The organism is Caulobacter sp. DWR2-3-1b2, assembly GCF_049896345.1.
Classification (GTDB): domain Bacteria; phylum Pseudomonadota; class Alphaproteobacteria; order Caulobacterales; family Caulobacteraceae; genus Caulobacter.
The window spans coordinates 1,095,138-1,107,176 of sequence record NZ_JAFCUC010000001.1 but is presented as its reverse complement, the minus strand read 5'-3'; the positions used below and the strand labels follow the sequence as shown (position 1 = coordinate 1,107,176).

At 65.2% G+C, this 12,039-nt stretch carries 10 protein-coding genes; 3 read left to right on the top strand and 7 right to left on the bottom strand.

Going from position 1 to position 12,039, the window contains the following annotated elements; translation table 11 throughout:
* Positions 1–65 precede the first annotated feature (65 nt).
* The gene (locus ACP694_RS05405; RefSeq protein ID WP_426011009.1) at positions 66–2,852 is read right to left on the bottom strand and encodes a TonB-dependent receptor; all 2,787 of its coding nucleotides are present in this window, start codon (positions 2,850–2,852) and stop codon (positions 66–68) included.
* A 258-nt stretch (positions 2,853–3,110) separates the two neighbouring features.
* Here ACP694_RS05405 and ACP694_RS05400 point away from each other — a divergent pair, with 258 nt between their 5' ends.
* Genes ACP694_RS05400 through nagA form a run of 3 tightly spaced genes read left to right on the top strand, consistent with a single transcriptional unit; the run spans position 3,111 to position 6,143 of the window.
* Complete coding sequence (locus tag ACP694_RS05400) at positions 3,111–3,854, top strand: GntR family transcriptional regulator (RefSeq protein WP_426011008.1); 744 nt, start codon at positions 3,111–3,113, stop codon at positions 3,852–3,854.
* A gap of 58 nt (positions 3,855–3,912) precedes the next feature.
* Complete coding sequence (locus tag ACP694_RS05395) at positions 3,913–5,004, top strand: SIS domain-containing protein (RefSeq protein ID WP_426011006.1); 1,092 nt, start codon at positions 3,913–3,915, stop codon at positions 5,002–5,004.
* A complete protein-coding gene (gene nagA / locus ACP694_RS05390) occupies positions 5,004–6,143 on the top strand; it encodes an N-acetylglucosamine-6-phosphate deacetylase (RefSeq protein WP_426011004.1) in 1,140 nt (379 codons plus the stop codon). Before ACP694_RS05395 ends, nagA begins: the two co-directional genes overlap by 1 nt.
* Before the next feature lie 100 nt (positions 6,144–6,243).
* Here nagA and ACP694_RS05385 read toward each other — a convergent pair whose 3' ends face one another.
* The 6 genes from ACP694_RS05385 to ACP694_RS05360 form a co-directional block, all read right to left on the bottom strand.
* The gene (locus ACP694_RS05385; RefSeq protein WP_426011002.1) at positions 6,244–9,357 is read right to left on the bottom strand and encodes a TonB-dependent receptor; all 3,114 of its coding nucleotides are present in this window, start codon (positions 9,355–9,357) and stop codon (positions 6,244–6,246) included.
* A 264-nt stretch (positions 9,358–9,621) separates the two neighbouring features.
* Positions 9,622–10,095 carry a chemotaxis protein CheE gene (locus tag ACP694_RS05380; RefSeq protein ID WP_426011001.1) on the bottom strand — a complete coding sequence of 158 codons (474 nt, stop codon included), beginning with the start codon at positions 10,093–10,095 and terminating at the stop codon, positions 9,622–9,624.
* A complete protein-coding gene (locus tag ACP694_RS05375; RefSeq protein ID WP_426011000.1) occupies positions 10,092–10,685 on the bottom strand; it encodes a response regulator in 594 nt (197 codons plus the stop codon). Before ACP694_RS05375 ends, ACP694_RS05380 begins: the two co-directional genes overlap by 4 nt.
* A 4-nt stretch (positions 10,686–10,689) precedes the next feature.
* Positions 10,690–11,079: a chemotaxis protein CheU gene (locus ACP694_RS05370; RefSeq protein WP_426010999.1), complete on the bottom strand. Its 390-nt coding sequence runs from the start codon at positions 11,077–11,079 to the stop codon at positions 10,690–10,692.
* 4 nt (positions 11,080–11,083) lie between these two features.
* The gene (locus tag ACP694_RS05365; protein WP_426011300.1) at positions 11,084–11,647 is read right to left on the bottom strand and encodes a chemotaxis protein CheD; all 564 of its coding nucleotides are present in this window, start codon (positions 11,645–11,647) and stop codon (positions 11,084–11,086) included.
* Entirely contained in the window at positions 11,647–12,036 is a 390-nt protein-coding gene (locus ACP694_RS05360; protein ID WP_426010998.1) for a response regulator, read from the bottom strand. Before ACP694_RS05360 ends, ACP694_RS05365 begins: the two co-directional genes overlap by 1 nt.
* Positions 12,037–12,039 lie beyond the last annotated feature (3 nt).

Sequence of the window (12,039 nt, the reverse complement as noted above, 5' to 3'; positions counted from 1 at the left end):
CGATGCAACGATCTTGGGAGGAAGGACGGGACCTTCGGCGCGAAGCCGAAGGTCCCGGTAAGCCACTAGAACTTGAAGCGGACGCCGCCGAAGACCATGCGACCGTTCTTGTAGATCCGGGCCGGACGGTTTTTGTCGTTGTCGTAGTTCTCGGCCATCTTCTCGTCGGTGAGGTTAATCGCATCGAGGCTCAGCGAGATGTTCTGCGTCAGGTTCACGCTGGCCGAGGCGTCCAGTGACTTGATCGAGTCCGACCACAGCTGCCGGAAGCCGCGCTCGGCGTCGTAGTCGACGAAGAACTTGGACCGGTAGTTGTAGGACAGGCGGGCGCTGAAGCGCTCGTTCTCGTAATAGCCGCTGATGTTGGCGATGGTCTTCGAGTTCGAAGGCACCGGCACGCCCGAGGCCGACGAGGCGTCGGAGTAGGTGTAGTTGGCCAGTACGCCGAAGCCATTCCACAGAGGTTTCTGCAGGCTGATTTCGATACCCTTGTTCTCGCCGCCAGCCACGTTGATCGGGCGACCGATACGGTAGTTACAGGTGTAGAGGTTGGCGCCGGTCAGAACGCACTGGTTGGCGGCGTTGGTGATCCGCGCATCGGTCGGGTCGTTCAGCTGAAGCGGCTGGCGCTCCGAGAACGCGCCCTGGACGATGTAGGTCGAGATGTCCTTGTAGTAGAGGCCGACCGCCAGGAGCGATTGCGGCGCGAAGTACCATTCCAGCGACACGTCGTACTGGTTGGCCCGGTAGGGATCCAGGTTAGGATTGCCGCCGCTGCCGGTCAGCAGAGACTCGGTCAGCGAGGTGAACGCGGCCATCTGGGCGTAGTCCGGACGCGACAGGGTGCGACCGGCGGCCAGACGCAGAACCAGGTCATCATTGATGTCGAACGAGAAGTTCGCGCTCGGCAGGATGTCCGTATAGTTCTGGCCGGCGTCGACCGGAGCGATCAGGCCGAACGGGTTGTTGACCGCGCCGGCGGTGCCAGCGGGTACGCCAACCTTCCAGGCCGAGGTCTCGACCTTGGTCTGCACGACGCGTAGCCCGACGTTACCGCGCCAGTTGTCGCCCTTGAGCTTGCCCAGGACGTAGCCGCCGAAGGTCTTCTCGTTGAACGTGAAGCTTTCCAGCGGGCCGAAGTGGTCGCAGTTCAACAAGCCGTTACAGCCGGCCGCCTGGGTGCCGCCGATCGCCGAGTTCCACACCGCCGCCTTGGGCAGGGCGGCGTAGATCGCCTCGATCTTGCTCTTGTCGGCGGTCAGATAGCCGCTGATGACGCCGGGACCCTTGATGCCGTCAAGATAGTCGCTGGGCGTCAGGCCGCCTTGCACATCGGCCAGCGTACATTTGTGGCCGCCGCAGGCAGTGGCGCCCGGAGCAGTCCAGGGCAGCAGAGCGCGGCGCTGACCGTAGGTCTGGTCAACTTCGCGATCGTGGTCGGTGTATTTCAGCCCGAACTTGACCGACGTGAAGGCGCCGGCGTCCATGAACTTCTCGCCGTCGACGAAGGTATAGAACTCGTTGTCGTCATTGGCGGTGGTGTTGGCCGAGGCCCAGCCCAGCTCCATCTCGTCATCGGCCGTGGCCGGATTGATGGTGGAGAACGACACCTTGGGCAGGCCGCCCGACAGGTCGTAGGTCAGGCCTGTGGCGGCGCTGGTTTCCCAAAACGGCTGCAGGTCGGTGGCGCCCTCGGCGTCGGTGTAGCCGATGCGGGCGTGGAACGTCCAATCGTCGGCGGGACGGTAGGTGGTGTCCAGGTCGACCGAGCGGACCTGGGTGTGGGCGATGCGGTCGATGGCGTCGAACACCACGCCCTGCCCGCCAATGGCGTTGAAGGTGCCCTTGGTCGCGGTGCCGTTGCTGAGTTGCTGGATGTTGAAATTGGCGCCGGGCGTGCCCAGGCCAGAGATCTTGTTGGTGATCCAGGCCATGTAGTTCTGGTTGATATTGTCGGCGTCCATCTTCGAATAGAGGCCGGTCAGGTTCACATCCAGCTTGTCGGTCGGTGACCACTGGACGCCGATGTTGGCGCCGCGGCGTTCGCGGGTCTGCTTGAAGAAAGACGAACCGATCAGGCTGGGGGTCACCGCCGTCTGGCCAGCGGGGAGGCCCGTGACATTGCCCGAGGCGTTGGTGACATTCTCGTAGCCCAGCACCTCGATACCGTCGCGGCGGATCTCGCGCTTGTCATAGATCAGGCCGCCCAGGACGCCGAAGGTCTTGGCGTCGTTGTGCCAGCTGAGCATGGCCGAGGCGGTTGGCGTCTTCTTGTCCGACTTCTCGTCCCACACGCCTTGCACCGAGCCCGAGATCGAGAGCGGCGCCAGGTCCAGCGGGTTGCGGGTGTGCACATTGACGGTCGCGCCCACGCCGCCTTCGTCGATATCGGCGACCGGGCTCTTGAAGACCTCGACCTTGCCGACGATTTCCGATGGCAGCATCAGGTAGTTGAAGCTGCGGCTGGCCTTGAACTGGTCGAGAATGAACCAGTCGGCGGTGGCGACCGCGTGGCCGTTCAGCAGGGTGCGATTGAGGGTCGGGGCGGTGCCGCGAACCGAAATCCGCTCGCCTTCCCCGAACTCGCGTTGAATGGTGACGCCGGGAACGCGCTGCAGCGACTCCGCCACGTTCTTGTCCGGGAACTTGCCGATGTCTTCTGCGGTGATCACGTCGATCACGGCGTCGGCGTTGCGCTTGGCGTCGACCGAAGCCTGGAGTGAAGCGCGAATGCCGGTGACCACGACCTGGTCTACGGTGGTGGTTGTATCCTGCGCGAAGGCGGGCGCTGCGACCATCACCGCCAGCACGCTGGCGGACGTGGTTAGAATTGATTTGTGGAAATTTCTCATACTCGGCCTCTCCCCTTTTTCCAGGCCCTCAGGCCTGGAGCCGAACCCCAAGCCCAATCCGATACCAATTATTCTGCAGACATCCGCAGAACGCGGTACTTCTCAGGCCTCGGAGGTGAACTGTGACGAAAATTTATCGGATGACAAGGCCAAAAAAGAACCAATTACAGACCATGTTCTTATTGGTACCAAAATGGTCATATGCTATCTCGGTGACCACGGGGTGGCGCGGTTTTGCGCGGGGGTGGCGAATTGACGATGTTTTCTGAAAGGATCGGGGGGCTGGACGGAAACGGCCAGGGTCACGCCCCGCTCTATAAGCAGTTGCAGCGCGCGCTCCGGGACGCCATCCAGAAGAAGATCCTGGGGCCCGACGACGCCCTGCCGGCCGAACGCGACATGGCCGAGGAATTCAGCATCTCGCGAATCACCGTTCGCAAGGCGCTGGACGGCCTGGTCAGCGAAGGCCTGCTAACCCGTCGCCAAGGGGCCGGCACCTTCGTCGCCGCCCGGGTGGAAAAGAGCTTCTCCAAGCTGTCGTCCTTTACCGAGGACATGATCTCGCGCGGGCGCACGCCACGCAGCGAATGGATCAGCAAGGCCCAGGGCACCGTCACGCCGGAAGAGTCCATGACCCTGGGCCTGTCGCCCGGCACGCCGGTCTATCGGTTCGCCCGTATCCGCTACGCCGACGGCGCGCCGATGGCGGTGGAATACACCACCGTCGCCGCCTTCGCCCTGCCCTCCGCCGAGGCGGTGGGCACATCGCTCTATGAAGCGCTGGAGGCCACCGGCCACCGGCCCGTTCGCGCCCTGCAGCGGCTGCGCGCGGTGCTGTTCAACGCCGAGCACGCAGAGCTGATGGGCGTGCCCGTCAAGGACGCCGGCCTGCTGATCGAGCGCCGCGGCTTCCTGAAGGATGGCCGGGCCGTCGAGGTCACCCAGTCCTACTACCGCGGCGACGCCTATGACTTCGTCGCCGAACTGAACGCCATCGCCTGATTGGAAGGGGCCCCAAGCGGGTCCTTTGCCAGCGCTCTGATCTAAAGGAACGCCTGCCTTGGAGGCTAACGTCTTGACCCGACCCGCACCCCCCGCCGAGCACTCCACCGGGCATGGGCGGCTGACGGCGGAATCCACCCGCATGTTCCTTGAGGCCGGCCAGGCCTCGCACGTTGTCGCCGCCCAGCTGGGGGCCAACGCCGCCCGGGCCGAGAAGATCGCCGCCCGCCTGCGCGCCAGCCCGCCGCGCGCCGTGGTGACCTGCGCCCGGGGCAGCTCGGACCACGCCGCCACCTTCGCCAAATATCTCGTCGAAACGCGCACCGGCGTCCTGACCTCGTCGGCCGCCCTTTCGGTCAGCTCGGTCTATGCCGCGCCCCAGGGCCTGGATAGCGCGCTCTACCTGGCCATTTCGCAGTCGGGGCAGAGCCCGGACCTGCTGTCGGCCGTGCAGGCCGCCAAGAAGGCCGGCGCCTTCACGATCGCCCTGGTCAATGACGTGAACTCGCCCCTGGCCGCGCTGGTCGACGAAGTGCTGCCGCTGCACGCCGGACCCGAACTGAGCGTCGCGGCCACCAAGTCCTATATCGCCGCCCTGGCCGCCATCGCCCAGCTGGTGGCTGCCTGGACCGAAGACGCCGAGCTGACCGCCGGGCTCGCCACCCTGCCCGCCTTGCTGGCCCAGGCCTGGACCCTGGACTGGACCCCCGCCGTCGAGCGCCTCAAGCTGGCCCGGAACCTCTATGTGCTGGGCCGGGGCGTGGGCTATGGCGTGGCGCAGGAAGCGGCCCTGAAGTTCAAGGAGACCTGCGGCCTGCACGCCGAGGCCTTCAGCGCCGCCGAGGTGCTACACGGCCCAATGGCCCTGGTGAAGCAGGGCTTTCCCGCCCTGGTGTTCGCCCAGAACGACGAGAGCCGGGGCAGCGTCGACGCCATGGCCAAGGGCCTGGCCGCGCGTGGAGCCGACGTGCTCCTGGCCGGCGCCGGTGAAACGGGCGCCGGGGTCCTGCCGGCGCTCGCCGCCCACCCGGTGATCGAGCCGATCCTGATGATCCAGAGCTTCTACCGAATGGCCAATGCGCTGTCGGTGGCGCGCGGCTACGATCCCGACAGTCCGCCCCACCTCAACAAGGTCACAGAAACCGTCTGATGCAGCTTGTTCTCGTTAATGGCCGCATCCTGACGGAAGACGGGATCGTCGATGGCAATGCCGTGACGATCCGCGACGGACGGATCGAAGGCGTCTTGGACAGCGCTGACACGCCAGTCGGCGTGACGCGCCACGACCTGGACGGCGGACTGCTGGTTCCCGGCTTCATCGATACCCAGGTCAATGGCGGCGGCGGGGTGCTGTTCAACGACCACACCACGGTCGAGGCGATCGAAGCGATCGGCGCGGCGCACAGGCCCTATGGCACCACCGGCTTCCTGCCGACCCTGATCAGCGACGACCTGGCCGTGGTCGACGCGGCCATGCGCGCCACTGAACAGGCGATCAAGGCGGGCGTGCCCGGCGTGCTGGGCATCCATATCGAGGGGCCGTTCCTCAATGTGAAGCGCAAGGGCATCCACGACGCCGGCAAGTTCCGGATCCTCGACGACGAGGCCGTGGCGCTGCTGAGCTCGCTCAAGCGCGGCAAGACCCTGGTCACCCTGGCGCCCGAGACCACCACGCCCGACATGGTCCGGCGCCTGGCGGCGGCCGGCGTCACCGTGGCCGCCGGCCACACCAACGCCGCCTATGGAACGGTGCGCAAGGCGCTGGACGCCGGCCTGACCGGCTTCACCCACCTGTTCAACGCCATGTCGCCTCTGACCAGCCGCGAGCCTGGCGTGGTCGGGGCGGCGCTGGAGAGTCTCCACGCCTGGTGCGGGATCATTGTCGATGGCCGCCACGTCGATCCCGTCGTGCTGCGCATCGCGCTGCGCACCCGTCCCTTGAACCGCTTCATGCTGGTGACCGACGCCATGCCGACGGTTGGCATGATCGACAAGAGTTTCGACCTTCAGGGCCGCCACATTCGCGTGGTCGATGGCGTCTGCGTCGATGATCATGGGACCCTGGCGGGCTCGGACCTCGACATGATCGGCGCGGTGCGCAACGCCATCTCGATGATGGGCCTGACCCTGGAAGAAGCGGTGATGATCGCCTCGCGCACTCCGGCCGACTTCCTGGGCCTGGCGGACGAGCGTGGGACCATCGCGGCCGGCATGGTCGCCGATCTCGTGTTGCTCGACGACGCCCTGAACGTGCGCGAAACCTGGATCGACGGGGTCTCCAGCCTCTAGTCCACTGTTCTGGACGGGCTCCCAAGTTTTCCACAAACGCAAAAAAAAAGGCGCCGGTTTTCACCGGCGCCCTTGGTCGTTTTCGGGGAGGAAAGGCGACCTAGAACTTGTAGCGCACGCCCAGATAATACTGGCGACCGAAGTGCACGTACTCTTCCGGGCTCATGCGCGTCGAGTCGTCGACCTTGCTGTCTTCCTGATCGGTCAGGTTGATGGCTTCCAGGGTCACCGTGAACTTGTCGAACGAGTAGCTCACCTGGCCGTCCAGGTTGAAGGTCTTTTCCTTGATCCGCACGTCGTTGTTGTTGGTCGCGGTAGGGGCGACCTGGATCAGGTAGGCGTCGCGATAGGAGCCCGAGATCCGAGCCTTGAAGCCGGCGTTTTCATAGTAGAGCGTGAGGTTGTAGGCGTCGGGCGACAGGTTGATCAGCGGCTGGGTGACCATCACCGCCGGCGTCAGCAGGGTCCGCGGCGTTCCAGCCGGAGATCCGGCGGGCACGCCATAGGTCGGAGCCCTGATGATGTAGGCGATGTCGCTCTTGACGTGGGTGTAGTTCGCGATCGCGCCAAACTTGTCGAACGGGGCCGGCAGGAAGGTGAACGGACGCTGGGCGCTGAGTTCGAAACCCTTCAACTTGCCGCCGGGGCTGTTGACATTGGTCGTCACGGTGAACGGGGTCGAGGTGGTGTTGCCGTTGGTCAGCAAGCTGGCCGGCAGCCCCGTTTCCGAGAACGGCATCACTTCGGCCGTCTGCTGGATGTACGACTTGATGTCCTTCTGGAAGAAGCCCGCCGACAGCAGGGTTTCCTTGTCCGGATACCATTCGAAGCTCAGGTCAAGATTGTTGGCCAACATCGGATCGAGGTCCGGATTGCCGCGGGTCAGGGTCTGGGCGGTCTGGCTCTGGGCGGTAAAGCCCGGCGTCAGGTTCTGCAGTTGCGGACGCGTCATCACCTTGGCGGCGGCGAAGCGGATGAAGAAGTTCTCCATCGGCTGAACCGAGACGTTCAAGGCCGGCAGGGTATTGTGGTATTCGCGGCTGACCGACTGGACGGCGTCCGTCGCGAGCTGTTCGGACAGGTTGCCGATCGGAGTGGCGACCGTGACGGGGACGTTCCCGGCGTTGTAGTGGCCGAGCGCGGCCTGGTCGGTCTTCACATAGCGGACGCCGAGATTGCCGCGCACCGGCATGTTGAAGAGGTCGTAGTCAAAGTCACCCTGGATGTAGAAGGCGGTGTCCTTCTCGGTGATTTCACGCAGCGCGCCCAACTGGTTCAGGACGCTGAGACGGAAGTCGCCGTTGGCGTTGATACAGTTGCAGTCGTAACCGATCACCTTCTTCAGCTTGTCGAGGTCGGGCGCGATCCAGGAGGTCGGAACGCCGGCCGGCACGTCGAGGCCACGGCCGAAGCCGGTGATCAGGCGTGAGACGTCGGCGACGGTGACGCCGGCGGGCAAGGCGAAGCCGGCTTCGGCCGTGAAGGTGTTGCCCACGCCCGGGGTCAGATTGCGCGAAAACAGGCGCTGCTCCGACGAGGAGAAGCCGTATTCCTTGTAGTCGCCGCCGTAGCGCAGCTTGAAGCCGTTGAAGATCTCGTAGTCGACGTCGGCGCGGAGGGTCTTGAAGGTATTGACCGCCTTGCTGGGACGCAGGCGCAGCAGCGAAACGTCGCCCCTGTCGGCGGTCGGACGATACTCGAAGTTGGCCGGGTTGGTCGGGTCGAAACCGTAGTTCAGGGTCGGGAGATTCTGATCGGCCGAATAGTCGTAGCTATAGCCGTCGGTGTTGTAGCGGTCGAATGAGAAGGTCGTTTGGACCGGGTTGTCCTGGATCGAACGCGACTGGCCGTAGACGACGTTCAAGTGGCCGGCGTCGCCGAACTTGGTGTCGTAGGTCAGGGTGAACTGGTTGAATTCGGTCTTCAGGTCGTCGTGGCGATATTCGACGCGCGCATCGACATCGTCAAACGTGCCCTTGATTAGCTGACCCTTGTCGTCGGCCTGGAAGCTGACCACGTCGGTCTGCGGCAGGCCTTGGCCGCTGCGGCTGAACGAGATGGTTTCCAGATAGGTCTCGTCGCGATTGTTGGTGAACTTGGCCAGCAAGGCGTCGAAGCTCAGGGTCGAGTTTTCGGTCGGGCGCCATTGCAGCGAACCGGTCACGCCCAGGCGCTTCTGGTCATATTGCAGGCGGCCATAGCGCGGGATGCGTGGATGCCAGAGGCCGTTGGCCTGCGCGGCCGTCGGCAGGGCACCTGTCGGGGTGGTGCCCCCCGTCACAGTGCCAATGGTGCCGCAGGCCGCAGAGGTGGCTGCCGTCGGGCCGCCGGGCACGAAGCCGGGGGTCTGGGGATTATAGCCCGAGGTGATCGGCGGCGCGCCCCCCGGCTGGGCCGTCGACACGGTCACGCAGGGGAACGACGTCGCGCTGTTGAAGGCGACGCTGGGGTTTTCCCAACGGCCGGTCGAGGAGCCTTCTTCCAGCGTCTTGCGCTCGGCATAGGCCACTGAGATCAGGGCGCCGATTTCGCCGATGCCGGTGTCCCAGCGCCTGCTGGCCAAGGCGGTGAAGCGCGGGTCTTGCTTGCGCGACAGGTCGTTCCAGCCAAGCTTGGCGCCCATGCTCAGGGCCGAGCCGCTGAAGTCGAACGGACGCGAGGCCTGCAGGTCGATGATCGCGCCCAGCGAGCCTTCTTCATTGATGGCCGAGGTCGACTTGCGCACGGTGATGCTGTTGAACAGTTCCGAGGCGAAGATGCTGAAGTCGAACTGGCGGCCGCGGTTGGCGCCGCCCGAGCTGTCCTTGCCGCCGGTGGTGGCCAGGGCCTCCAGGCCGTTCAGGCGCACGACGGTGAAATCCGGACCCAGGCCGCGAACGGTGATCGAGCGGCCTTCGCCGCCGTCACGATCGATTGACACGCCCGGCACGCGCTGCAGCGACTCGGCCAGGTTCAGGTCGGGGAAGTCGGCGATATCCTGGGCCTTGATGACATCGACGAGGTCGTTTTCACGACGCTTGATGTCGAGGGCGTTGGCCAGGCTGGCCCGGAAGCCGGTGACGACCACTTCCTCGACCGCCGTATCGTCGGCGGGGGCGGCGGCCGGAGCCGTTTGAGCGGCGGCCGCGCCGGCAATGGCCAGCACCAGGGCGATGGCGCTCGTCGAGACACCGAACTTGAGAGCGCGAGCGCGCCCCTTAAAAACCTGAGACAATGGTTCCTCCTCCCGTAACCACTTTTTTTAAACGACGCTTTCGCGTCGCCCGGCCGAAGTGTGCAATCGCGCTTCCTTCCAGCGCGGCTGCTTCCTCGAGCCGTCTAATTTTGACACCGGTGTCACATCAGCATGTGACGTTGTCCTGACACCGGTAGCAATGAAACCGGTACCAAATGAAACCACCCTCTACAAGATGGCTAGAAGGTGGCGCTGTGTCGCAGCGTGGAAACGTGTCGTTTCGGTCACACGACCCGTAAATGCCTAGTTCGCGTCGTCGAGGCGATGCTGGCTGACCTTGTTGAGTCCGGCGATCACCGCCTGTCTCTGATCGGCGGTCAATCCTGCCGTGCGCAGCAGACGCAGGGCGTTGATGTGGACGTCGATCGCGTCCCAACGCCAGGCGTTGGCCTCGATGCAATTGTCCACCAGCGCACAGAACGAGAGCGCCGCCTGATCGACGCAGGAACCCGGGAGAAAGCCCGAGACGTCGATGATGCGCAGCGCCAGGACATACAGATCCTGGAAGGTTTCGCCGGCGCGGGTGGCCGCGGCTGGCTTGCCGTAGCGGGCGTCGATCTCGGCCAGGGCGGCGTCGAGCACCGCCATGGACTCGGCCCGCAGGGGCTCGAGCGCCGTCTCGGCCGCCTTCAACGCGTCCTGAGCCATCGGACCGCCGGCGGCCTTGATCAGCATGGACAGGCGGTTGGGGGCGCGGAACTTTCGGACGACGCTCATGAAACGACCTTCGCGGCGGGCGCCGAACCATCGGTCGGGGCTTGGGATTCAGCGGGCGGGCGGCGAGCTTCGGGCGGGTCGTCGCGACGACGGCCCTTGGTGTCAGCAGGCGGTCCATCGTTCTTGAAGCGCCGGTCTGGCCCAAGATAGCTGTCGCATTCTATGAACTGGCGCTCTTCCTTGGCCGCCCAGAGGATGCGCTCAAGCAGCACCTTGGGCGCGATCGGCTTGGCGACCGTGAAATTGGCGCCGGCGTCGCGCGCCTTGAACACCTGGGAGGGCGGCGTGTGGCCCGAGACGAGGATGACCGGCAGGTAGCGGTTGGCCTCCAGCGCGCCGCGCCGCAGCCAACGGACCAGTTCGTAGCCGTCGATCGCGGCCATGTTGGTGGCGCTGATGATCAGGTCGAAGGTGCGCTCGCGCAGCAAGGCCTGAGCGGACTTGGCGTTGTCGGCCCGCTGCAGTTTCTTGATGCCGAACCCAAGGATGATCTGGGCCAGCAGGTTTAGCGACGCGGGGCTGTCGTCGACCAGCAGGACGCCGACCTTCTCCAGATTGATCCGGGCCGAGGCCTTAAGCGCTTCGGGCATGATTTTAGAAGAAATCGAGTTCGCCGGCTTCGGCGACCCAACCCTTGTGCGGCTCGGCGTTGCGCAGACGGACCACCAGGTCGGCCAGGCCCAGGCCTTCCAGCAGGGGCTCGATGGCCATGTTCCACTCCCCCGAGGCGTGCTGGCTGATCCGCGACAGCACGTCCGACAGACCGTGCAAGCGCTGGCTCAGCTCGTCGAGGGCCTGCAGGCGCGACAGGCTCTCGAGGGCCGCGCCGCCGCTGGCCAGGTCGCCGGCGATGTGTTCGCAGTCCCGGCAGATCGCCGCCGCCGCCTGCAGTTCCGCCGCCAGCCGACGCGAAAGCTCGCCCACCGGGAGCTGATGGTCCGGGGTGACAAGACTGTCGGATAGGGGCAGCGGCTGGGCGATCATGAGGTCAGAACAGCTCCAGGTCGCCGCCGCTCGCGGCGGGCGCGGGGGTGGGACGACGGACTTCGGTCGGGGCGTTGTCGACGGCGACCAAGCGCTGGCGAACCCGGCCGGACGCGGGCCAGAACTCGACCCGCCGGGCCGAAAGCCCGCCGGTGCTGGACGAGACGATCGGAATGCCTTCGTCGCGCAGGAAGCGCTCGGCGAATTCGGCGTTGCTGGCGCCGACGTCCGAGAGGCCGTCGAACAGCTTGCCGCCGCCGAAGATCTTGGCCTCAAGGCGGTCGCGGCGCGCGCCCTTCTTCAGCAGACCGTTGATCAGCAGTTCCATCGCATAGGCGCCGTAACGGACGGCGTCGCCGTTATCGTTATTGGCCCGGCCGCCGGTGTCGGGCAGCAGAAAGTGGTTCATGCCGCCGATACCCGTGGTCGGGTCGCGCAGGCAGGCGGCGATGCACGAGCCCAGCACGGTGGTCATCACCACCGACGGATCGGACGACACATGGCTTTCGCCCTGGGTGACATGGACCTTGATCGCGGGTCCGGAGTCTTCAGCGTGAGCCTGCGCCATCATGTCAGTTGCCCGAAGACTTGTTCGATCTTGTCCCGCAGGCCTTGGACCGTGAAGGGCTTGACGCAATAGTTGTTGACGCCGAACTGCACGGCGCGCTGGACCAACTCGCGGTCGGCCCGGCCGGTCAGCATGACGAAGGCGGTCTGGCGGATCGGCGGGTGCGAGCGGACCGCGCGCAGCAGGGCCAGGCCGTCCATCTTCGGCATGTTGAAGTCCGAGATGACCAGGTTGGCAGGCTTGGACAGGAGTTGCTTGAGCGCCTCCTCGCCATCCGGCGCTTCGCGGATGTCCTTGAATCCGATCTGCTGCAAGGCGTTGCGGATCAACGCCCGCATGGTCAGCTGGTCATCGACGACGAGAACGGAAATGGTGTTTGCTAGGGGCATGGG

Excerpts from the sequence above, each read along its gene's own strand:
- ACP694_RS05405 (WP_426011009.1), bottom strand. The coding sequence starts at position 2,852 with ATGAGAAATTTCCACAAATCAATTCTAACCACGTCCGCCAGCGTGCTG.
- ACP694_RS05400 (WP_426011008.1), top strand. The coding sequence starts at position 3,111 with ATGTTTTCTGAAAGGATCGGGGGGCTGGACGGAAACGGCCAGGGTCAC.
- nagA (WP_426011004.1), top strand. The coding sequence starts at position 5,004 with ATGCAGCTTGTTCTCGTTAATGGCCGCATCCTGACGGAAGACGGGATC.
- ACP694_RS05380 (WP_426011001.1), bottom strand. The coding sequence starts at position 10,095 with ATGAGCGTCGTCCGAAAGTTCCGCGCCCCCAACCGCCTGTCCATGCTG.
- ACP694_RS05375 (WP_426011000.1), bottom strand. The coding sequence starts at position 10,685 with ATGCCCGAAGCGCTTAAGGCCTCGGCCCGGATCAATCTGGAGAAGGTC.
- ACP694_RS05370 (WP_426010999.1), bottom strand. The coding sequence starts at position 11,079 with ATGATCGCCCAGCCGCTGCCCCTATCCGACAGTCTTGTCACCCCGGAC.
- ACP694_RS05365 (WP_426011300.1), bottom strand. The coding sequence starts at position 11,647 with ATGGCGCAGGCTCACGCTGAAGACTCCGGACCCGCGATCAAGGTCCAT.
- ACP694_RS05360 (WP_426010998.1), bottom strand. The coding sequence starts at position 12,036 with ATGCCCCTAGCAAACACCATTTCCGTTCTCGTCGTCGATGACCAGCTG.